Consider the following 22,592-nt stretch of genomic DNA (forward strand, 5'->3'; position numbering starts at 1 on the left):
GTCGGCCGTCGCGACGATGGGATCACACGTCGAGGTTCGCCACGCTCAGCGCATTCTCCTGGATGAACTCGCGGCGCGGTTCGACCACGTCGCCCATCAGCCGGGTGAAGATCTCGTCGGCGACATCGGCCTGCGCGACCTCGACCTTGAGCATCGAGCGGTTGGCGGGGTCCAGCGTGGTCTCCCACAGCTGCTCCGCGTTCATCTCGCCAAGGCCCTTGTAGCGCTGCACCGACATGCCCTTGCGGCCCGCCGCGAGGATCGCCGCGAGCAGCTCGGACGGCTGGTTGATCGCGGTACCGCGGGTGTCGGCCGCAGGCTCGTCCTCGTCTTCGGCCGGCGCCGCGGCGGCGCTCTTCAGCGCCACCAGCCGCGCGGTCTGGCGATAGCTCTCGGCCTGCTCGGCAGCGAGCGCGTGGAGCTTGCGCGCCTCGGCCGAGCGGATGAAGCCCGGATCGATGATGTGATGATCGGTCACGCCGCGCCACAACCGCCGGAGATGATAGCCGCCATCCTCCGACAGGTCGCCCGACCAGGCCGCCTCCGGATCGATCCGGCCCATCCACTGGGCGACCGCCTGCGCGGAGGCGCGATGGCCCTCGTCGCCGGCCGCCGGATCGAGCGCGCCGGTCAGCGCCAGCGCCTCGACGATCACCGGATCGTAGCGCTTGGGAACGAAGTTCATCAGCGCCTTCATCCGCCGGGCATGCTCGACCAGGACGCGCAGATCGTCGCCGGAGCGGGCGCCGCCGGGGGTCTCCAGCATCTTCGCTGCAAGGCCGCCGGTGACGAGATATTCGTCGAGCGCGGCATCATCCTTCAGATAGACCTCGGACCGGCCCTTCGCGACCTTATAGAGCGGCGGCTGGGCGATGTAGAGATGCCCGCCCTCGATGATCGGCTTCATGTGCCGGTAGAAGAAGGTGAGCAGCAGGGTCCGGATATGCGCGCCGTCGACGTCGGCGTCGGTCATGATGACGATCTTGTGGTAGCGCAGCTTTTCGAGGTTGAAGTCGTCGCGGCCGATGCCGGTGCCGATCGCCTGGATCAGCGTGCCGACTTCCTTCGACGACAGCATCCGGTCGAAGCGGGCGCGCTCGACGTTGAGGATCTTGCCCTTGAGCGGCAGGATCGCCTGATAGACGCGGTCGCGGCCCTGCTTGGCCGAGCCACCGGCCGAGTCACCCTCGACCAGGTAGAGCTCGCATTTGCTGGGGTCGCGCTCCTGGCAGTCGGCCAGCTTGCCGGGCAGCGAGGCGATGCCCATTACCGTCTTGCGGCTTGCCTCGCGCGCCTTGCGCGCGGCCTCGCGCGCGGCGGCGGCGTCGATGACCTTCTGGATGATCGAGCGGGCGTGGCCCGGATTCTCCTCCAGCCATTCGGCCAGCTTGTCGGCCATCAGGCTTTCGAGCGGCTGGCGGACTTCCGACGAAACGAGCTTGTCCTTGGTCTGCGACGAGAATTTGGGATCGGGCAGCTTGACCGAGACGATCGCGGTCAGCCCCTCGCGCATGTCGTCGCCGGTCAGCGTCACCTTCTCGCGCTTCATCATGCCCGACTTGTCGGCATAATTGTTGAGCGTGCGGGTCAGCGCCGCGCGGAAGGCGGCGAGGTGGGTGCCGCCGTCGCGCTGCGGGATATTGTTGGTGAAGCAGAGGACCTGCTCATAATAGCTGTCGTTCCACTCCAGCGCGACATCGATGCCGACATCGTCGCGCTGGCCCATGATCGCGACCGGATCGGGCATCAGCGGCACCTTGGTGCGATCGAGATATTTCACGAAGGCGGCGATCCCCCCTTCATAGAACAGCTCGATCTCCTTGCGCTCGGCGTGGCGCTCGTCGGCCAGGAACAGGCGGACGCCCGAGTTGAGGAAGGCCAGCTCGCGATAGCGATGCTCGAGCTTCTCGAAGTCGAACTCGGTGATCTTGAAGGTCTCGGCCGAGGGCAGAAAGGTGACCTTGGTGCCCTTCTTGCCCGCCGGCGCGGGACCGACGACCTTGAGCGGGGCGACCGCGTCGCCCCGGCGGAACTGCATGTAATGCTCCTGCCCGTCGCGCCAGATGGTGAGGTCCAGCACGTCCGACAGCGCGTTGACCACCGACACGCCGACCCCGTGCAGGCCGCCCGACACCTTATAGGCATTCGCATCGTTGGTGTTGTCGAACTTCCCGCCCGCGTGGAGCTGGGTCATGATCACCTCGGCCGCCGACACGCCCTCCTCGGGGTGGATGCCGGTGGGAATGCCGCGGCCATTATCCTCGACCGAGACCGATCCGTCGGGGTTCAGGGTGATGACGATCCGGTCGCAATGCCCTGCCAGCGCCTCGTCGATGGCGTTGTCCGACACCTCGAACACCATATGGTGGAGGCCCGATCCGTCGTCGGTGTCGCCGATGTACATGCCGGGGCGCTTGCGCACCGCATCGAGGCCCTTGAGGACCTTGATCGACTCGGCGCCATAGCTGTTCTGGTTGGGGGTATTGTCGGTTTCGTTCGTCATGCCCAGCCTATAGCGGCGGCTGTCCGAAATGCCAAAAAAATCTGGCCCGAATCATTGTCGCCCCGGCGGAGGCCGGGGCCGTTACCGGCTCTTGCGGCGAGGTGCCCGCACCACCTCCTGCGACCCCGGCCTCCGCCGGGGTGATGCTATCGGGTGGGTTCGACGACCCCGCCCCTGACCGCCAGCCAGCTCGCCTCGCCGATCCCGTCGAACAGCGCGCGTTCGGTGCCCGTCAGCCAGATCTGGCCGCCGCTCCGCCCCAGCCGCTCGAACAGCGCCGCCCGGCGGACCGGGTCGAGATGCGCCGCCACCTCGTCCATCAGCAGCAGCGGCCGGGTGCCGCGCCGCTCGGCGACGAGATCGGCATGGGCGAGGACGATGCCGAGCAGCAGCGCCTTCTGCTCGCCGGTCGAGGCGCGCGCGGCCGGCTGCGCCTTGGCCGCATGGGTGACGGCGAGGTCCTGGCGGTGCGGCCCCGCGAGGGTGCGCCCGGCGGCGATGTCGCGCGGGCGGCCCTGGCGCAGTTCGTCGGCCAGCGGGCGGGCGCCCGGCAGCCAGCCCTCGATCGCGAGATGCGCGCGGGCGAAGGGGGCGTCGGGCTCGGCGGCGATGCGCTGCGCCAGCGCGATCACGGTACGGGCGCGGGCCTCGGCGATCGCGGCCCCATGCTGGCCCAGCTGGGCCTCCAGCGCGTCGAGCCAGGCGAGATCGGGCGGCCCCTCGGCCGCGAGCAGCTTGTTGCGTGCGCGCATCGCGGCGTCATAGCGGCTGACATGATGGGCATGGCCCGGCTCGATCGCCAGCACCAGCCGGTCGAGGAAGCGGCGCCGCGCCTCGGCGCCCTCGGTGAACAGCCGGTCCATCGCCGGGGTCAGCCACAGCAGCGACAGCCATTCGCCAAGCGACGCGGCCGATGCCGCCGCGCCGTTGATGCGCACCTGACGGCGCTCGGGCGCCTGCGGCGTCGTGCCGGTTCCGAGGCGGATGTCGCCCGCCAGTTCGGCCGCCACCGCGAAACCGCCCGGCCCGCCGCTGCGCGCCATCTCCGCCAGCGAGGCACCGCGCAGGCCGCGCCCCGGCCCCAGCATCGACACGGCTTCCAGGATGTTGGTCTTGCCCGCCCCATTCTCGCCGGTCAGCACGACGAAGCCGGGCCCCGTCTCGATCACCGCCGAGGCATAGCTGCGGAAATCGGTCAGCATCAGGCGGGTGACGGTCATCAGGGCTTCTTGCCCACCTCGTCATTCCAGCGAAAGCTGGAATCTCCCTTCTCTTCCGTTTTACGGGCCTTAAGGTCACAAGGCAGTGAGATCCCGGCTTTCACCGGGATGACGGGAGATAACGATGCGCCGTATTCTGGGCCTCTTGATCACAGGTGCGGCGATGCTGCTGGCAGCGAACCCCGCCGCCGCCGGGCTGCGTGCCGTCTATATCGACGTGGCCAAGGCCAAGCAGCTCCAGATCGACGTTTACGACAATGGCGACGCGCGGATCGCCGAGGTCGGCAACGAGGATTATGGCCTGCTGATCGGCGGCGAATTCTACATCGTCGATATCGAGGGCGGAAAGCCCACCGTCGCCCGACTCAACGATGTCGCGACCGCGATGGACCGGGTGCTGCCGCCGATCTTCAAGGGGCTGTTCGACATGGCGGCGGACAAGACGCCCAGGGCCGAGCTGAAGATCGAGCCGGGCGAGGCGGGGAGCGCGGGCGGGCGCGAGGGGCGGGTCTATCATGTCCGCGGCCTCGACAGCGCGAAGCCCGAAAAGGCGACCGACTATCTGATCAGCGCCGATCCCGATCTCAAGCCGGTCGGCGCCGCGCTGGAGGCGTTCATGAACGCGGCGATCGTGCCCGCCGCGCCGCTGATCGGGGCCGGCGCCGCCGAACTGATCGCGGAGACCCGCACCATCTTCGCGCTCGGTACGCCGATCGACGTCGGCGGGCGCTTCCGGCTCAACCTCGCGGGCAAGGCCGCCTTTCCCGCCGCCTATTTCCGGCTCCCCACCCGTCCCCAGTCGGTCGACCAGCTGGTCGCGGCGATGAAGCTGTCGATGGAGAAGGGCCCCGGCCCCCAATAGCGCCCCGCACCGGGAAGCGATCAGCCCTGCCCGGCCGGCGGGCCCGGCCCCTCGACGGGTAGGGCGGCAGCCGATGCCAGCAGCCGATCGCCGAAGCGCTCGATCAGGCTCCCCAGATAGGCCTGGTGTTCGGGAATCGCGATCGCCTTGACCAGCATCGCGAAGCCCAGGCCGATCTCCTGTTCGAGAAGATCGACCCCCGTGCCGCGCAGGCACCAGCGCATATGCGCGGCGAGGAAGATATTCTCCAGCTGGCTGGTCAGCAGATGCGGATCGACCGGGATCGCGAACAGGCCTTCATCGGCCATGCCGCTGACGATGCCGTGCCACAGCCGGTGGCGGCCGGGATCGAGGATCTCTCGGATCTCCACCCCCCCGGCCGAGAAATATTGCTGGAAGACCGCGCGGTAGAAGCTCTCCTTGTCGCGATAGAGGTCGCAGGCGAGGGTCAGCAGGCGGAAGATGCTGTCGATGCCATGGCCAACGCCGGCCCGGTCCATCATCACCGCGAAGCGGGCCCGGTCCTCCTCGACGATCGCGCGCAATATCCCCGCCTTCGAACCGAAGATCGCATAGGCGGTCACCGCGCTGATCCCCACGCTTGCTGCCAGCGCCCGCATCGAGAGGCCGGCGGCCCCCTGCTGCTCGACCAGATGGCGGGCCGCCTCCAATATCCGTCGCCGCCGATCCTGGCGGGAGAGTTCGCGCTTCGACATCACCGTCATGCCCCGGCTTCTGGCGCCGCTGCCTGCCGGCGCCGCCTATGACTTAGGACAGCTTTCCCCTGCTACGCCACCGGCATACCCCATCAAAAGCTTAACGCGTTAAAGTTTCTGGAGGGGAACGACAGGATGAACGCTGCGCCATCATCGGCGGCGCCGTTTCGCGGCGGCGGCACGATCGCGGACCAGATCGCCATCCGCGAACTGATCGAGCGCTACGCCGACGCCTGCTGCACCCGCGACGCCGACATGCTCGCCTCGCTCTGGGCCGAGGACGGCCGCTGGGGCGTGGAGGGGATGCCCGACCTCGACGGCGTCGACCGCGATGCGGTTATGGCGGGCTGGAAGCGCGGCATGGGCCAGCTCAGCTTCGCCTTCGTCTCCTTCATGCCGGGCCGGATCGACATAGACGCCACCGGCACCAGCGCCGAAGGGCGGACCTACAGCTACGAGATCATCACCTCGCCCAACGGCACCGGCCGCACCGCGGTCGGCCTCTATCGCGACCGCTTCGCCAGGATCGGCGGTCGCTGGCTGTTCACCGAGCGCCTCTGGTCGATGCTCCACGCGCAGGGCGACTATATCCACGCCGGAGAAACCGCATGACCACCATCGCCGACCCGATCGCGGACATCATGGACCTCGACAGCCATGAGATGGTGCCGATGCACATGTGGGCCGACATGTTCGGCCAGCGCGCGGCCGATCTGGTGGCGCCGCTCGCCGGTGGGCTGATCAGCCGGGCGGGCGCCAACGCCACGGTGCGCGACGACATCAAGGCCGACGACGCACCGATCGACTATGACAGCGTCTGGAACCGCAAGGGCGCCGACACCCCTTCCGCGATCGACCTCCGCCGCCGCCCGGCGGTGATGGACATGATGGGGGTGAAGCGCCAGTTCGTCTTCCCGACCTTCGCGCTGATCGGGCTGAACCTGTATCACAACCCCGCCGCCGCGCAGGTGTTCGGCTTCGATCCCGCCAAGGTCGACGCCAGGGAAGCCGGCCAGGCCGCGATCGACGGCTATAATGACTGGGCGATCGATCTGGTGAAAAGCGTGGACGGCAGCCGGATGCGGCCCGTCGCGGTGGTCCGGGGCGATTCGGTGGACGATCTCCTGGCCCAGGCGAAGCGTGCCATCGCCGGCGGCCTGCGGGGTCTCTGGATCCCCACCGTACCCCCCGCCGGGCTGTCGCCGGCCCATGCCGCGCTCGACCCCTTCTGGGATCTCGCCCAGGCCAGCGACGTGCCGGTGCTGCTCCATCTCGGCACCGAGTTCGCCTTCGCCAGCCCGGCCTGGTATTCGGATGTCCCGCTCTTCTCCTACGGCGCCAAGAGCTCGCTCGAATTCCCGGTCGAGCCGTTCCGCGCCTCTACCCTCCATTTCGCGGTGGAGGCCTTTCTCGGCGCGATGATCCTGGGCGGGGTGTTCGAGCGCTTCCCGCGGCTGCGCTTCGGGGTGATCGAATGCGGGTCGCACTGGGTGGCGCCGTTCGCCGACGCGCTCGACATGTGGTGCACCCAGTTCGACAGGCGGCTGACCGACGTGCTGAAGCTGAAGCCGTCCGAATATCTGGCGCGCAGCGTACGGGTGACGCCCTATCATTTCGAACCGGTGGACGAACAGATCGAACGCAACCCGCATCTCGCGCCGGTCTATGCCTATGGCAGCGACTTTCCCCATCTCGAGGGCGGGCAGGACAGCAAGCGGGTCATGGAAGAACGGATTGCCCGGCTCGGGCGCGACGCGATCGAGCGCTTCTTCGTCACCAACGGCGCGCTGCTGCTGCCGGACTGACGCCGGACCGAACCCCGCCCCTTCCCTTCATCCGAAAGGACTCCCCATGCCCCTTCCCGACGCCAGGACCCTGGCCGAGGCCCGCGAAGATTATGAGCGCGACGGTGTCGCCTGCCTGCGCGGGGTGGTCGATCCCGCCTGGATCGAAAGGCTGCGCGACGGCGTCGACCAGGCCTATGCCGACCTCAGCGAATATGCCGTGGACCTGACCGCCGCAGCACCCGGCGACGATGCCGATGCGGCGCCGAAGCGCGCCTTCTGGGGCGATTTCTCGCTGTGGCAGCGTTTCGATCCGTTCGAGAGGTTCATCCTCGATTCGCCGATCGGCCCACTCACCGCCGCCGCCGTCGGGTCGGAGCGCATCCGCCTGTTCTACGATTATCTGCTGGTGAAGGAGGCGCTGCCGGGAACGAAGACCCCCTGGCACCAGGACTTCCCCTATTATCCCGTCACCGGCGAGGCGATCTGCTCGATGTGGGTGGCGCTCGACCGGACCACGCTCGACAATGGCGGGCTCGAATATGTCGCCGGATCGCACAAATGGGGGATGCGGCTCGACCGCAAGTCGTTCACCGGGGTGAAGTCGAAATTCACGCCCGAGGAGCAGGCGGAGATCGACGCCTTCGAAGCGGGTGTCGAGGAGCTGCCCGACATCGAGGCGCATCGCGACCGCCATCGCATCCTTTCCTGGGACCTCGAACCCGGCGACGTGCTGATCCATCATGCGATGGCGGTGCATGGCGCCCCGGCCAACAACGCCAGCAGCCGGCGGCGCGGCTATGCGATCCGCTGGATGTATGACGACATCCTCTACACGCCCCGCGTCAATCCGTCGCGGCACCTGCGCGCGATCATCGAGGGCGGCGAGCCCGGCGTGGCCAGGGGCGAGGTGATCCGGGGCAGCAATTTCCCCGAATTCGCCGCCGCCGGCTAGCGACGCCCAAATATTTCGGCTTTCGCCTAGGCAAATCGCTAGGCCGTGGCCCGCCCGCGGAGCCGCTAGGGGGGAGCCGCCATAAACGAGCCAGCCGCCAAGGGGGCGAGCAGCCGAGACAAGCACATTTCAGAAGGGGACTCCTGTGAAGCCATCGTTCCTGCTCAAGAGCGGCGCCGCGCTGCTGCCGATCGCCCTGCTCGCCACGCCGCTGCAGGCGCAGACCGAGGGCCAGGCGCCCGCCGCCGCCGAGGAAGCCTCGGCCCCGGCCGACACCTCCGACATCGTCGTCACCGCCCGCCGCCGCGAGGAACGCCTGCAGGACGTGCCGATCGCGGCCACCGCGGTCAGCCAGGGCGAGCTGCGCCGCTACAGCGTCAACAGCTTCTCCGACCTCAAGGTGCTCGCACCCAACATCAGCTTCGACAAGGGTTTCTCCGGAGCCGGCGCCTCGCTGACGATGCGCGGCGTCAGCGCCTCGAACCTCGACGCCTCGCTGGAGCAGGCAATCCTGTTCGACATCGACGGCATGCCGATCAGCCGCGGCCGCATCGTCAGCGACGCGATCTTCGATCTCGCCGGCGTCGACGTGCTGAAGGGGCCGCAGTCGCTGTTCTTCGGCAAGAACTCGCCGGGCGGCGTGATCTCGGTCAAGAGCGCCGGGCCGACCGACACGCTGACCGGCTATATCCGCCCCGCCTATGAGTTCAGCGCGCGCCAGGCCTCGGTCGAGGCGGCGATCAGCGGCCCGCTCAGCGAGACGCTCGGCGCCCGTCTCGCCATCTATGCGAGCAATTCGGACGGCTATTTCAAGAACACCTCGCCCGGCATCGCCAATCCCTATGGCCCGGCCGGCGATCCGTTCATCCCTGCCGCGCCGAAGCGGCTGGGCGCCGAGCAGAAGGTCGCCGGCCGACTGACCCTGAAATATGACGGCGGCAACGGCTTCGATGCGACGCTGAAGGTGCTCGGCTCGCGCTATCGCGGCGACGGCGCCAGCAGCCAGCTCGAGAATATGGGCTGCCCGGCGGGCCAGACCACCTCCTTCTCGCTGGGCTTCGCCGACCCGTTCGGCGACTGCCGGGCCGACAATCGCGGGCCGCAGGGCTATATCCCGCAGAATGTCGTGCAGCCGTGGAAGCAGCTCGACGTGCTCGATTTCTCGAAGACCGTGCCCGACAGCTACAACGACACGCTGCTGCCGATCCTGACCATGAACTACAAGCTCAGCGACATCACGCTGACCTCGGTCACCAGCTATTATTATTACCGCTTCGGAACGATCGGCAGCCAGGGCGCCAGCTCCACCTCGCCCTTCTGGTCCTATTCGGCGGAGCGCAACCGCAGCTTCTACCAGGAGTTCCGCGCGGTCTCCGGCTTCGACGGGCCGGTCAACTTCGCCGCCGGCGGCTATTATGAGAATAATGACCGCGACTTCTATGTCGGCGGCCACCTGACCTATCTGCCCGCCGATCCGGCGACCAACCAGCGCAACGCGACCGACTTCAAATATCTCAACAAGAGCCACGCCGTCTCGGCCTTCGCCCAGATCAACTGGAAGCTGCTCGACAATCTCGAGGTCGCCGGCGGCGCGCGCTACACGCGGGAGACCAAGAAGGTCGATCTCAGCAGCATCTATATCCACCCGCTGCGCGTGGCCGCCTTCATCCCGGTCGGCAAGCATCTGACCGGCAAGCGCACCGAGGACAATGTCTCCCCCGAAGCGACGGTCAGCTGGCATGTCGATCGCAACCTGATGCTGTTCGGTGCCTACAAGACCGGCTATCTGTCGGGCGGCTTCTCCAACCCGGGCACCATCTCCTCGACGCTGACGATCCAGAGCGACACCTTCGATTCCGAAAAGGCGCGCGGTTTCGAAGGCGGCGTCAAATTCTCCAGCCCGTCGACCGGGTTCAGCGGATCGCTTGTCGCGTTCGACTATAAATATAAGGGCCTGCAGCTCACCTCGTTCGACGCCGTGGCGGTGAGCTTCACCACCAAGAACGCGGCCAACACCCGCTCGCGCGGTGTCGAGCTGGAAGGGCGTTACCGCGCTTCCAACGCGTTCCAGCTGCGCGGCTCGGTCAATTACAACCGCGCCCGTTTCGTCAACTTCTCCGACGCGCAATGCTATGCCGGCCAGACCACGGCGCAGGGCTGCGTGTTCGCGCCGGGCAGCACCACGGTGAAGATCCAGAACCTGTCGGGCAAGCCGGTTTATCGTTCGCCCGAATGGATCCTGACGGGCGGCGCGACCTTCACCCAGCCGGTGGGCGACACCAAGAAGCTGGTGTTCGACATCGACGCGCGCAGTTCGTCGAGCTATTTCGCCGGGCTCAACCTGAACCCGACGTCGTTCCAGAAGGGCTATGTCACCTTCAACGCCAGCGCCCGCCTGGCCGATATCGACGACAGATGGTCGGTCGCCGTGATCGGCCGGAACCTCACCAACCGCCACTATGCGCCGCTGGCGATCGACACGCCGGGCGGCAATGGCGAGGCCGAGACCATCGCCAACGAGCCGCGCGCCGTGATGATCCAGCTCGAACGCCGCTTCTGATCCGAAGCGACCCCAGGACGAAGCGGATGCCGGGACCCCCGCCGGGGGCTTCCCGGCATCCGTGCGTCCGGCAACATGTTAGGATGGCACCGCCATGAAGCTTGCCCGCATCGGACTGGACAACCGCTATTATGCGCTGTTCCTGTTCTTCATCGTCGCCATCTTCAACTATATCGACCGCTCGATCCTCACCGTGCTGCAGGTGCCGATCAAGGCCGAGCTGGGGCTGAGCGATACCCAGCTGGGGCTGCTCACCGGCCTCGGCTTCGCGCTGTTCTACACACTGATGGGGCTGCCGCTGGCGCGGCTCACCGACCGGGCGGTGCGCAAATATATGATCGCCGGGGCACTGGCGACCTGGAGCCTGATGACCGCGCTGTCCAGCCTCGCCACCGGCTTCGGCTCGCTGCTTACGCTCAGGATCGGCGTCGCGGTGGGCGAGGCCGGCAGCGTGCCCGGCACCCATTCGATGATCTCCGATTATTTCCCGCCCGAACGCCGCGCCTCGGCGATCGCGCTGTGGGGGCTGGCGGTTCCGATCGGGACGATGATCGGCATCGCCAGCGGCGGCTGGCTGGCGACCCATGTCGGCTGGCGCCAGGCCTTCCTGATCGTCGGCGTCGCCGGGATGCTGCTCGCCCCGGTCGTGCTGCTGACCCTGCACGAACCGAAGCGCGGCCGCCTCGATCCGCCCGGGCTGACCAATGCCGCACTACCCTCGATGGGGGAGGCGATGCGGCTGCTGTGGCGGCTCAAGGCGTTCCGCTACCTCTCGATCGGCGGCGCGACCCATGTCTTCGCCCAGGCCGCCATGCAGAGCTGGGCCGCGCCCTTCTACACCCGCGTCCATGGCATGGCGATCGGCGAGGCGGCGCTCTATGTCGCGCTGCTCAACGGCCTGTTCGGCGGGGTCGGCATCCTGGCCGGCGGCTGGCTCTCCGAACGCTGGGGGCGGCGCGATCCCGCCGGCTATCTGCTGGTGCCCGGCATCGCCAGCCTGATCGCCGCGCCGACCGTGATCGCCCAGCTGCTTGCCCCCACCCAGCAGATATCGCTGATGATCGGCGTGATTCCGGCGATCGCGGTCGCCTGCTATGTCGCGCCGGTGACGGCGGTCTCCCAGTCGCTGGTGCCGCCGCAGATGCGCGCCCTGACGGCGGCGATGCTGATTCTCACCATCAATCTCGTCGGCATCGGCCTGGGCCCGTCGGTCACCGGCGCGGTCAGCGACGCGCTGTTGCCGCATCTGCCCCAGCCCGGCGCCTCGCTGCGCTACGCGCTGTGCCTAGCGACGGCGGCGGAGCTGATCTCGGTCTTCTTCTTCTTCAAGGCGGCGGGGCATCTGCGGCGCGAGGCGGCGGCCAGGGCGCGATAAGGCCTGGCCTCGCGCCGCGCCTCATCGCGGCGCGAGGGCGAAGTCGACCTGGACGGACACAGCGCTGGGGGTCTGGCCGGGCATGAAGCGCCCCACCGACGCGGCCGCGTTCGACTGCTCGACCGCGACGGCGACTGGTGGCGGCGTGGCGCCGGGGAGATAATGATTGCCCTGCATTCCCCCCGCGTCGCGGATCGTGAGCACGCGGGCGATTTTCATCCCGGCTGCGTCCGCATAGGCCTCGGCGCGGGCGCGGGCCGCCTTATAGGCAGCGGTATAGGCCATGTTCGCCGCCTTTTCCGGATCGGCCAGCCGCAGATCGGGGCCGCCCAATATATTGGCGCCGGCGCTCGTCACCACCGTCACCGCCTCCCCCGCCGCAGCAATGTTCCGCACGGTGACGTTGACGATGTTGCTGGCCTGATACTCACCCTTGTGATCGCCCCAGTCGACCCGCTGGACGGTAACGGCACGGGTCTGAATATCACGCTCGGGAATTCCGGCGCGTTCGAGCGCGCGGACGATCTCGGCGATCTTGGCGGTGTTGGCGGCACTGGCCGCCCGGGCGCTGGCGTTCCAGCTGTTGACGCCGGCCTGGAACTGGGCCTGGTCGGCGCGCGTCTCGGTCTGGCCGGTGGCGCTCACCGAAAGCAGCGTTTCGTCAGGGCGCACGCCACGCGGATCATGGCCCGCCCTGCCGCAGGCGGAGAGGATGAGCAGCAGGGCGGTGGCGAGGGGCAGGCGGATCGCGGACATTCGCATCTCCATAGGCGGTCGATCGACGGCGAGATTGGCGAAGCCGAGGTGAAGGAAAGCTGACCGGGCCTTGCGGGGCGAGGGTCGCGGGAACCATCGGTGCGATCGGCATTTCATTGTGCCGCCGGTTCATCGAAGACGGAGGAAGGCCATGAAGCGCTTAGCGTTACTATTGCTGCTCGGGGCGGCCTTGGCGCCATCGGGCGCCGCCGCCCAGGCCCTGTCGCCGGTGCCGGTGGTCGCTCCGGGCAATGCGGTGCTGACGGTGTCGGTGGAGGGAAAGTCGCTGCAGGCGCCCGATCTCGCGATCTTCAACGCGGGGGTGACGACGCAGGGTAACACCGCTGCGGCCGCGCTCGCGGCGAACTCCGCCGCGATGGAAAGGGTGATCGCCCAGCTTCGCCGCGCGGGCATAGCCGAGCGCGACATCCAGACGAGCAACCTGACCGTCGAGCCCGTCTATTCGGACCCGAACCGCGATGCCGCCCTGGCCGCGCGCTATAGCGGCCAGCCTTATACACCCCCGGCGGCCGACGCAGCGGTTCCCAAGATCATCGGCTATCGCGCGAACAATGCTGTGGCCGTCCGCCAGCGCGACCTGAAGAATTTCGGGCGGGTGATCGACACGCTGGTCACGGCTGGCGCCAACCAGGTCAACGGCCCCTCCTTCACGATGGACAATCCCGAACCCGCGCTGGACCAGGCCCGCACCCAGGCCATCGGGCAGGCGCGGGCCCGGGCCGATCTCTACGCGCGCGCCGGCGGGCTGAAGGTGATTCGCATCCTCTCGATCTCGGAGAGCGGCGGCTTCTACGGACCGCCGCCGGTGATGTTCGCACGCGGCAGCATCGCGGGCGCGCCATCAGCCCCACCGCCCCCTCCGGCGCCGATCCAGCCGGGCGAACTGCAGATGACTGTCAACGTGACGGTGCTGTTCGAGCTGGCGCCGGCCTGAGGGTCAGCCGGCGGGGCTCTGCCGGAACGGCAGGTCGACATGGAAGATCGTCCCCACGCCTTCCTGCGTGTCGACATGGATCTGCCCGCCATGCCCCTCGACAATGCTCTTGCAGATGGCAAGGCCGAGGCCGGTGCCGATCTGGCCATGTTCGGACGAGCGGTTCTCCTGCGCGAAGCGGGTGAACAGGCGGCGGCGGAATTCCTCCGACATGCCGCGCCCCTTGTCGATCACGCTGATCCGCAGATCGGCGGTGCCCGGCGTCAGCCGGACGCGCACCCGGCTGCCCACCACCGAAAATTTCGCCGCGTTGGACAGCAGGTTGCTCATTACCTGGAGCAGCCGGTCGCGGTCCACCTCGGCGGTGACGGGCCGGTCGGGCAGTTCCAGGGCGAGCGCGATGCCCAGCCCGTCGGCATAGGGGCGGTTCTGTTCCACCGCGGCGGTGAGCAGCACCCCCATCTCGTTCGGCTCGAACCGGAAATCGGGTGCGCCCGACTGGAGCTTGTCGATGTCGAGCAGGTCGTTGACCAGCCGGGCGAGCCGCTCGCTATTCTTGTGGGCGACCTCGATCAGCTCGCCGGAATGCGCCTCGCCGGCCGCCGTCCCGGCGCGCAGCAGCGCCAGGGCGCCGCTGATCACGGTCAGCGGGGTGCGCAGTTCGTGGCTGACCGTGGCGATCAGCTCGTCCTTGAAGCGGGATGCGTTGCGCTCGCCGGTCACGTCGCGCAACCGGAACAGGAACCAGCCGCCATCGAGCGGAATCCACTGCGCGGCGATGATGCTGCCATTGGCCATCTGGCGCTCGCCCTGGGCGGCCGTGCGGGCGCGGACGGCGGCGGCGATGCCATCGGCCAGCGCCGCCGGGTCACCGGGGCCGTAATCGCCGCGCTCGGCGAGATGGCGGATCAGCGGCGCAATCACGCCGCCGTCGACGAACATCTCCCGGGGGATGTCGAGCATTTCATGATAGGCCCGGTTCCACAGGCGGATGCGGTCGTCCCGGTCGAGCAGCAGCACGCCTTCGTCGAGCTGGTCGAGCAGCAGCCGGACCAGCGACGGAAAAACCGGCGATGCCGCATCCCGTGCGTTCGCCCGATCGGCCCTGCCATGCTCCGGCACGCACACTCCCCCCGAATCCCTAATATATCCGTCCGGCGCCGGCGACTGTCGATCCGGGCTAATACGGGTGGCCCGCCCCGCGCAACAGGCCGGCAAGGCGGTCGAGCAGCGCCTCCTCGCTGGTGTAGAGGCCGAGCGAGGTCTTGATGCCGCCGACGACGAAGGCGTTGAGCGCCCAGCTCTGATTGTCGACGTCGGCCTTGGCCGGATCGGGCAGGGTCGACAGGCGGATGTCGGTGGCGAGGCCGATCACGCCCAGATATCTGGCCGGGTCCACATGCCGCGCCAGGCAATCCATATAGCCCGCCTCCCACGCCGTGCCCGAATCCTCGGAGAGCTGGCACAGGAAGATGTTGGCGGTCATCAGCTCATCGATGTCGGCCTGGTAGATGCGCTCGCCGGTGATGTCGGTGCGGCTCTTGTCGTTGATCGAGGCATTCTCGTTCGGGCAGTAGACATCGTAGCCGAGCGCGCGGATCTTCGCCGCCAGCGCCAGATTGTAGCGGACATTGGGCAGATCGAACATCGGCCCGCCAAGATAGAGTTTCATCCACCGCCTCCCCGGCGCCGATCGCCGGGACGAAGCTTAAGCCGGCCCGCGCCCGTAGGAAAGGCCGCCCGCATCACGCGGATCGGCGTCTTTACCGCATTGCAGCACCTTGCCAGTCCAGCCCGGTTGGCGTACCGGAACCCCCGTCAGCCCAGGGCCGGATTCAACGCCGGCCGGTGGCGTCGCGCCGGGGCTTCATGCACTTCATAGGGGTGGGAACATTATGAGCGTCTACCTGGATTATCTCGCCGAAATCGAAAGCAGGAGAATTCAGGGGCTCTCGCCCAAACCGATCGACGATGGCGGCCTCATCTTCGAGATCATCGCCATCATCAAGGAAGCCGGCAACGAGCACCGCGCCGACGCGCTCAAATTCTTCATCTACAACACGCTGCCCGGCACCACGAGCGCCGCGGCCGTCAAGGCGGGCTTCCTGAAGCAGATCATCCTGGGCGACGTGACCGTGCCCGAGATCACCCCCGCCTTCGCGCTGGAGCTGTTGTCGCACATGAAGGGCGGCCCCTCGGTCGAGGTGCTGCTCGACATCGCGCTGGGCGATGCCCCTGCGATCGCGCAGGCGGCAGGCGAGGTGCTGAAGACCCAGGTCTTCCTCTACGACGCCGACATGCACCGGCTGAGCGAAGCCTTCAATGCCGGCAACGCCGTCGCCAGGGATGTGCTGGAAAGCTATGCCAAGGCGGAATTCTTCACCAAGCTTCCCGAGGTCGAGGACGAGATCAAGGTCGTCACCTTCGTCGCCGGCGAAGGCGATATCTCGACCGACCTGCTCTCCCCCGGCAACCAGGCGCATTCGCGCTCCGACCGCGAACTGCACGGCCAGTGCATGATCTCGCCCGAGGCCCAGCAGGCGATCGTCGCGCTCAAGGCGCAGCACCCCGACAAGCGCGTGATGCTGGTCGCCGAGAAGGGCACGATGGGCGTGGGCTCGTCGCGCATGTCGGGCGTCAACAATGTGGCGCTGTGGACCGGCAAGCAGCAGAGCCCCTATGTCCCCTTCGTCAACTATGCGCCGGTCGTCGGCGGCACCAACGGCATCTCGCCGATCTTCGCCACCACCGTCGACGTGACCGGCGGCATCGGCATCAACCTGAAGAACTGGGCCAAGCAGACCGGCCCGGACGGCAATCCGATCATCAACAATGACGGCAATCCGGTGCTCGAGGAGAAATTCTCGGTCGAGACCGGCACCGTCCTGAAGATCGACGTGAAGAACAAGAAGCTGCGCAGCGAGGACGGCACCGAACTGGTCGACGTCGCTTCCGCCTTCACCCCGCAGAAGATGGAATTCATGAAGGCGGGCAGCTCCTATGCCATCGTCTTCGGCAAGAAGCTCCAGACCTTCGCCGCGCGCACCCTCGGCATCGAGCCGACCCCGGTCTATGCGCCGAACAAGGAGATCACCGCGGAGGGCGTCGGCCTGACCGCGGTCGAGAAGATCTTCAACCGCAATGCCGTGGGCGTCACCCCGGGCAAGGTGCTGCACGCCGGCTCCGACGTCCGCGTTAAGGTGAACATCGTCGGCTCGCAGGACACCACCGGCCTGATGACCGCGCAGGAGCTGGAAGCGATGGCGGCCACCGTCATTTCGCCGCTGGTCGACGGCGCCTATCAGTCGGGCTGCCACACCGCATCGGTGTGGGACAAGAAGGCCCAGGTGAACATCCCGAAGCTCATGTCCTTCATGAACAATTTCGGCCTGATCACCGCGCGTGACCCGAAGGGCGTCTATCATGCGATGACCGACGTCATCCACAAGGTGCTGAACGACATCACCGTGGACGACTGGGCAATCATCATCGGCGGCGACAGCCACACCCGCATGTCGAAGGGTGTCGCCTTCGGCGCGGACTCGGGCACCGTGGCGCTGGCGCTGGCGACGGGCGAAGCGACCATGCCGATCCCGCAATCGGTCAAGGTCACCTTCAAGGGCGCCATGAAACCCTGGATGGACTTCCGCGACGTCGTCCATGCGACGCAGGCGCAGATGCTGGCCCAGACCGGCGGCGACAACGTCTTCCAGGGCCGGGTGATCGAAGTCCATATCGGCACGCTGCTCGCCGACCAGGCCTTCACCTTCACCGATTGGACGGCCGAAATGAAGGCCAAGGCCTCGATCTGCATCTCGGATGACGAGACGCTGATCGGCTCGCTGGAAATCGCCAAGGCGCGCATCCAGATCATGATCGACAAGGGCATGGACAATGCGGCCGGCACCCTCGCGAACCTGATCGCCAAGGCCGACACCCGCATCGCCGAGATCCGCCTGGGCGAGAAGCCGGCGCTCAAGCCCGACGACAATGCGCAATATTTCGCCGAGATCGTCGTCGACCTCGACGTGATCGACGAGCCGATGATCGCCGACCCCGACGTCAACAACGCCGACGTGTCGAAGCGCTACACCCACGACACGATCCGCCCGGTATCCTATTATGGCGGCGCCAAGAAGGTCGATCTGGGCTTCATCGGCTCGTGCATGGTGCACAAGGGCGACATGAAGATCCTCGCCCAGATGCTCAAGAATGTCGAAGCGGCCCAGGGCAAGGTCGAGTTCAAGGCGCCGCTCGTCGTTGCCCCGCCGACCTACAACATCGTCGACGAGCTCAAGGCCGAGGGCGATTGGGAGATATTGCAGAAATATTCGGGCTTCGAGTTCGACGATGCGAACCCGAAGCAGGCCAACCGCACCGAATATGAGAATATCCTCTATCTCGAGCGGCCGGGCTGCAACCTGTGCATGGGCAATCAGGAGAAGGCCAAGAAGGGCGACACCGTCCTCGCCACCTCCACCCGCCTGTTCCAGGGCCGCGTCGTCGAGGACACCGCCGAGAAGAAGGGCGAGTCGCTGCTCGCCTCGACCCCGGTCGTGGTGCTGTCGACGATCCTGGGCCGCACGCCCAGCGCCGACGAGTATAAGGCGGCTGTCGATGGCATCGACCTGACCAAGTTCGCGCCGCCCAAGGCGGCGTAAAGCGAAAGCAGGCCGGCAGCGTCCGGCCCGACTTCGGCCATAGCTGTTACGAAAAAGGCCGGCCCGCGCTCTGCGGACCGGCCTTTTTTCTCCCCTCCCGCTTGCGGGAGGGGCCGGGGTGCGGCTGCGACCCATGATCAAAGTGGGCGCTCGCGGATAGCGCGAAGCCCACCCCTAACCCCTCCCGCAAGCGGGAGGGGGATTGAAGTCGTTACGCTGCCAGCTTCCTCAGCACGTACTGAAGAATCCCGCCGTTGAGGAAATATTCCAGCTCGTTGACGGTATCGATCCGGCAGCGCGTCTCGAACGTTTCGGTCGATCCGTCGGCGCGGGTCAGCTTCACCGTCACGGGCTGGCGCGGGCGCAGGCTGGCGACGCCCTCGATCGTGAAAGTCTCGCTGTCGTCGAGCTTCAGCGTGTTGCGGTCGACCCCTTCGGCGAACTGGAGCGGCAGCACGCCCATGCCGACGAGGTTCGAGCGGTGGATGCGCTCGAAGCTCTCGGTGATGACCGCGCGGACGCCGAGCAGGTTGGTGCCCTTGGCCGCCCAGTCGCGTGACGATCCGGTGCCATATTCCTTGCCGGCGATGACGACCAGCGGGGTTCCCTCGGCCTTGTACTTCATCGCGGCGTCGTAGATCGCCATCACCTCACCGGAGGGGATGTGCTTCGTCATGCCGCCTTCGATGCCGGGGATCATCTGGTTCTTGATGCGGATGTTGGCGAAGGTGCCGCGCATCATGATGTCGTGATTGCCGCGGCGCGCACCATAGCTGTTGAAGTCGGCCTTCGCCACCTGATGCTCTGTCAGGAAGCGGCCCGCCGGGCTGTCGAGCTTGATCGAGCCCGCCGGGCTGATGTGGTCGGTGGTGATCGAATCGGCAAAGATCGCCAGCGGCCGCGCCTCGATGATGTCCTGGACCGGGGCCGGGGTCATCGACATGCCCTCGAAATAGGGCGGGTTGGCGACATAGGTGGAGCCGGCGCGCCATGTGTAGGTGTCCGAGCCCTCGACGTTGATCGCCTGCCAGTTCTTGTCGCCCTGGTAGACATTGGCGTAGCGGCTCTTGAACATCTCGCTGTCGATCGCGGCGGCGACGGTGTTGGCGACCTCGGCCGTGGTGGGCCAGATGTCCTTCAGATAGACCGGCTTGCCCTCGGCGGACTCCCCGATCGGATCGACGGTGATATCCTTCGCGGTGGTGCCGAACAGCGAATAGGCGACGACCAGCGGCGGCGAGGCCAGATAATTGGCGCGCACGTCAGGCGAGACGCGGCCCTCGAAATTGCGGTTGCCCGATAGCACGGCGCTGGCGACGAGATCATTGCCGTTGATCGCCTTCGAGATCGGATCGGGCAGCGGACCCGAATTGCCGATGCAGGTGGTGCAGCCATAGCCGACCAGATCGAAGCCGATCGCGTTGAGATCCTTCTGGAGCCCGGCCTTTTCGAGATAGTCGGTGACGACCTGGCTGCCGGGGGCGAGCGAGGTCTTGACCCAGGGCTTGGCCTTCAGGCCCAGCGCGTTGGCCTTGCGCGCCACCAGCCCGGCGGCGACCATCACCGACGGATTCGAGGTGTTGGTGCAGCTCGTAATCGCGGCGATCACCACATCGCCATGGCCAAGATCGAAGCTTTCGCCCTCAACGGGCACGCGCTTGTCGGCCTCGTCGCCCTTCTTGTAGCCCGAGGCCAGTTCGCTGTTGAAACCGTCGTCGACCGAGGCGAGCAGGACGCGGTCCTGCGGGCGCTTCGGGCCGGCGAGCGAGGTCTGGACGGTCGACATGTCGAGGTGAAGCGTGTCGGTGAACACCGGATCGGGCGCGGTCGCGTCGCGCCAGAAGCCCTGCTCCTTGGCATAGGCCTCGACCAGCGCGACGCTCTCGGCCGAACGGCCGGTGAGGCGCAGATAGATCAGGGTGGCGTCGTCGATCGGGAAGAAGCCGCAGGTCGCACCATATTCGGGCGCCATGTTGGCGATCGTCGCGCGATCGGCGAGCGACAGCGCGTCGAGGCCGGGGCCATAGAATTCGACGAAGCGGCCGACCACGCCCTTGGCACGCAGCATCTGGGTAACGGTCAGCACCAGATCGGTCGCGGTTATGCCCTCGTTGAGGGTGCCCGACAGCTTGAAGCCGACCACCTCGGGAATCAGCATCGACACCGGCTGGCCGAGCATCGCCGCTTCCGCCTCGATCCCGCCGACGCCCCAGCCCAGCACGCCCAGCGCGTTGACCATCGTGGTGTGGCTGTCGGTGCCGACACAGGTGTCCGGATAGACGACCTCAACCCCCGAGCCATCGGCCGAGGCCCAGACGGTCTGGGCGATATTCTCCAGGTTGACCTGGTGGCAGATGCCGGTGCCCGGGGGCACCACCTTGAAATTGTTGAGCGCCTTCGAGCCCCAGCGCAGGAACTCGTAGCGCTCGCCATTGCGGGCATATTCGAGCGCGACATTCTCGTCGAACGCCTTGGGGGTGCCGAAGCTGTCGACCATCACCGAGTGATCGATGACGAGGTGGACGGGCACCAGCGGATTGATCTTCTGGGCATCGCCGCCAAGCTTGTTCATCGCATCGCGCATCGCGGCGAGATCGACCACGCAGGGGACGCCGGTGAAATCCTGCATCAGCACGCGCGCCGGACGATACTGTATCTCGCGCTCGGAGGTCCGCTCCTTCTGCCAGTCGACGATTGCCTGGACATCCTCGGTGGTGACGGTGGTGCCGTCCTCGAAGCGGAGCAGATTTTCCAGCAGCACCTTCATCGAGAAGGGCAGACGCGAGATGTCGCCGAGCTTCTCCGCCGCCTTGGCGAGCGAATAATAGGCGTAATGCTTGCCATCGACATTGAGGGTGGAACGGGTTTTGAGAGAGTCCTGACCGACGGCCGTCATCGCTATGCCCCTATGCTGCAAATGCGAGAGTATAGGGATCATATAGGAAGCGGCGCCCCTCAGGAAAAGAGACAAGGGGCCGTCGATTCCGCGTCGGCCCCGCGGAAGCCGGGCCGCGGCGGCGGGTGCGGCGAGGATCGTCAGTCGATCTCGACCGGCCGCCCCAGATCGGCGAAGGCCTGCGCCACCGCCTGCGCGCTCGACAGCACCCCGATCGCGGTTTCGATCCCGCAGAGGCGGCAGAGCCGGTCATGCGCCGCGCGCGGATCGCTGTTGGCGCCCGCGACCGCCCGGACCAGCATCGCTTCGGCCATCGTCATCCGGCAGCAGCAGCTCGGCGCGATCATGATCGACCGCGACGAGGCGCGCGCCAGTTCCGCCATCAGCGCGCGGACCAGCACCAGCGGGCGGCGGAAGCCGAGGCCGAAGGCCCCGATCATCTGGCTGGCCGCGTGGGCATCGTTGAGCCCGCCGACGCCGATGCGCCGTACCGAGAGAAGAAGGAGCCGCGCGCCGCTTTCGTCGGGGGCGCTGTGGGGCAACAGTCGTGCAGTCGATGCGGCGGGCTCGGTCATGGCTCTTTCTCCTCTCGGCGGAACCAGAAAGAGCATCTCTGCTATTGCAAGTCAATCTCAATAATATTCCCCTCCCCCGAACTGGGCGATGGGCGCCCCCGCACCACGGCCCGCCGCACTATTGCTTGCGTGCAACGATCAAGCGCCTAGCCTGTCGCTATTGATATGGGAGGGTCCCTCATGGCCAAGACCTTGCTCGGCGGCGTGTTCGCGGGCGTTGCGATGTTCTTCATCGGCTTCATCTTCTGGGGGACGCCGCTCAGCCAGCTCGCCTTCAACCGGATCGAGCAGCCGCAATCGGCGGCGATCCAGCAGGCGCTGGCCGAGAATCTGACGATAACCGGCACGGGCACCTATGCGATCCCGGCGACAGGATCGGCCGCCGGCGACATCCTCTATGCGCGCGGCCCGGTGGCGATGGTGCATTTCAACACCGGGGGCTTCCCGGTGGTCGACAGCGCCTCGCTGCTATCGGGCTTCGTGCTGGCGATCGTGACCGGGCTGATCATCGCGCTGGCGATGGGCGCGGTCGGCTCGCGCGTGCCCGACTTCTTCAGCCGGGCGCGGATCGCGATCCTGTTCGCGCTGGCCGCCACGCTCTACATCGAGATCGGCCAGCCGATCTTCAACCATTTCGGCTATGGTTACTGGGTCTATCTGTTCCTGAGCGACTTTATCGGCCTGGCGGTCGCGGGGCTGATCATCGCCCGCTGGTTCCTGCCGAAGGGGGGAATCCAGAGCTGAGCGCGAGTCTTTTGTTAGGCCCTCAGGCGC

17 protein-coding genes are annotated in these 22,592 nt (G+C 67.0%); 9 read left to right on the forward strand and 8 right to left on the reverse strand.

Features of this window, described 5'->3' with window-relative positions:
• Positions 1-22: 22 nt before the first annotated feature.
• Both gyrB and recF read right to left on the reverse strand, forming a co-directional pair.
• Positions 23-2,503 (reverse strand): DNA topoisomerase (ATP-hydrolyzing) subunit B, encoded by a 2,481-nt coding sequence (gyrB, locus tag CMV14_RS01235; RefSeq protein WP_066965469.1) that lies wholly within the window; start codon positions 2,501-2,503, stop codon positions 23-25.
• A 146-nt stretch (positions 2,504-2,649) separates the two neighbouring features.
• Entirely contained in the window at positions 2,650-3,723 is a 1,074-nt protein-coding gene (recF, locus tag CMV14_RS01240; protein WP_066965472.1) for a DNA replication/repair protein RecF, read from the reverse strand.
• 124 nt (positions 3,724-3,847) lie between these two features.
• On the opposite strand from recF, the gene CMV14_RS01245 reads away from it, so the two are divergent.
• Positions 3,848-4,585 carry a hypothetical protein gene (locus CMV14_RS01245; RefSeq protein WP_066965474.1) on the forward strand — a complete coding sequence of 246 codons (738 nt, stop codon included), beginning with the start codon at positions 3,848-3,850 and terminating at the stop codon, positions 4,583-4,585.
• A gap of 20 nt (positions 4,586-4,605) precedes the next feature.
• Here the strand turns inward: CMV14_RS01245 and CMV14_RS01250 are convergent, their stop codons facing one another.
• On the reverse strand, positions 4,606-5,310 hold the full coding sequence (locus CMV14_RS01250; RefSeq protein ID WP_066965475.1) for a TetR/AcrR family transcriptional regulator: 705 nt from the start codon (positions 5,308-5,310) through the stop codon (positions 4,606-4,608).
• Between the two features lie 126 nt (positions 5,311-5,436).
• Here CMV14_RS01250 and CMV14_RS01255 point away from each other — a divergent pair, with 126 nt between their 5' ends.
• From CMV14_RS01255 to CMV14_RS01275, 5 genes are all read left to right on the forward strand, one after another.
• Positions 5,437-5,913 (forward strand): nuclear transport factor 2 family protein, encoded by a 477-nt coding sequence (locus tag CMV14_RS01255; protein ID WP_066965477.1) that lies wholly within the window; start codon positions 5,437-5,439, stop codon positions 5,911-5,913.
• Positions 5,910-7,106, forward strand: coding sequence for an amidohydrolase family protein (locus CMV14_RS01260; protein ID WP_066965480.1), 1,197 nt, complete (start codon positions 5,910-5,912; stop codon positions 7,104-7,106). The genes CMV14_RS01255 and CMV14_RS01260 overlap by 4 nt, the downstream gene beginning before the upstream one ends.
• A gap of 46 nt (positions 7,107-7,152) precedes the next feature.
• Positions 7,153-8,040 (forward strand): phytanoyl-CoA dioxygenase family protein, encoded by an 888-nt coding sequence (locus tag CMV14_RS01265; RefSeq protein ID WP_066965483.1) that lies wholly within the window; start codon positions 7,153-7,155, stop codon positions 8,038-8,040.
• Positions 8,041-8,185: 145 nt separating this feature from the next.
• A complete protein-coding gene (locus CMV14_RS01270) occupies positions 8,186-10,600 on the forward strand; it encodes a TonB-dependent receptor (protein WP_066965486.1) in 2,415 nt (804 codons plus the stop codon).
• Positions 10,601-10,694: 94 nt separating this feature from the next.
• Complete coding sequence (locus CMV14_RS01275; RefSeq protein WP_066965489.1) at positions 10,695-11,975, forward strand: spinster family MFS transporter; 1,281 nt, start codon at positions 10,695-10,697, stop codon at positions 11,973-11,975.
• Positions 11,976-11,996: 21 nt separating this feature from the next.
• Here the strand turns inward: CMV14_RS01275 and CMV14_RS01280 are convergent, their stop codons facing one another.
• Positions 11,997-12,731, reverse strand: coding sequence for an SIMPL domain-containing protein (locus tag CMV14_RS01280; protein ID WP_066965564.1), 735 nt, complete (start codon positions 12,729-12,731; stop codon positions 11,997-11,999).
• A gap of 151 nt (positions 12,732-12,882) precedes the next feature.
• Between CMV14_RS01280 and CMV14_RS01285 the strand changes: the two genes are divergently transcribed.
• A complete protein-coding gene (locus CMV14_RS01285; RefSeq protein WP_066965492.1) occupies positions 12,883-13,686 on the forward strand; it encodes an SIMPL domain-containing protein in 804 nt (267 codons plus the stop codon).
• 3 nt (positions 13,687-13,689) lie between these two features.
• Here the strand turns inward: CMV14_RS01285 and CMV14_RS01290 are convergent, their stop codons facing one another.
• Positions 13,690-14,808, reverse strand: coding sequence for a sensor histidine kinase (locus tag CMV14_RS01290; RefSeq protein WP_066965496.1), 1,119 nt, complete (start codon positions 14,806-14,808; stop codon positions 13,690-13,692).
• A 58-nt stretch (positions 14,809-14,866) separates the two neighbouring features.
• Complete coding sequence (locus CMV14_RS01295; protein WP_083215946.1) at positions 14,867-15,358, reverse strand: nucleoside 2-deoxyribosyltransferase; 492 nt, start codon at positions 15,356-15,358, stop codon at positions 14,867-14,869.
• A 223-nt stretch (positions 15,359-15,581) separates the two neighbouring features.
• Here CMV14_RS01295 and CMV14_RS01300 point away from each other — a divergent pair, with 223 nt between their 5' ends.
• Positions 15,582-18,347, forward strand: coding sequence for a bifunctional aconitate hydratase 2/2-methylisocitrate dehydratase (locus tag CMV14_RS01300; RefSeq protein ID WP_066965504.1), 2,766 nt, complete (start codon positions 15,582-15,584; stop codon positions 18,345-18,347).
• Positions 18,348-18,558: 211 nt separating this feature from the next.
• Here the strand turns inward: CMV14_RS01300 and acnA are convergent, their stop codons facing one another.
• Both acnA and CMV14_RS01310 read right to left on the reverse strand, forming a co-directional pair.
• Positions 18,559-21,243, reverse strand: coding sequence for an aconitate hydratase AcnA (gene acnA, locus CMV14_RS01305; protein WP_066965512.1), 2,685 nt, complete (start codon positions 21,241-21,243; stop codon positions 18,559-18,561).
• Between the two features lie 140 nt (positions 21,244-21,383).
• Positions 21,384-21,818 (reverse strand): DUF6628 family protein, encoded by a 435-nt coding sequence (locus CMV14_RS01310; protein WP_066965520.1) that lies wholly within the window; start codon positions 21,816-21,818, stop codon positions 21,384-21,386.
• A 180-nt stretch (positions 21,819-21,998) separates the two neighbouring features.
• Here CMV14_RS01310 and CMV14_RS01315 point away from each other — a divergent pair, with 180 nt between their 5' ends.
• Entirely contained in the window at positions 21,999-22,562 is a 564-nt protein-coding gene (locus tag CMV14_RS01315) for a hypothetical protein (RefSeq protein ID WP_066965528.1), read from the forward strand.
• The last annotated feature ends 30 nt before the right edge of the window (positions 22,563-22,592 follow it).

It is taken from the genome of Rhizorhabdus dicambivorans, from assembly GCF_002355275.1.
In the GTDB taxonomy this organism is placed as follows: Bacteria; Pseudomonadota; Alphaproteobacteria; order Sphingomonadales; family Sphingomonadaceae; genus Rhizorhabdus; species Rhizorhabdus dicambivorans.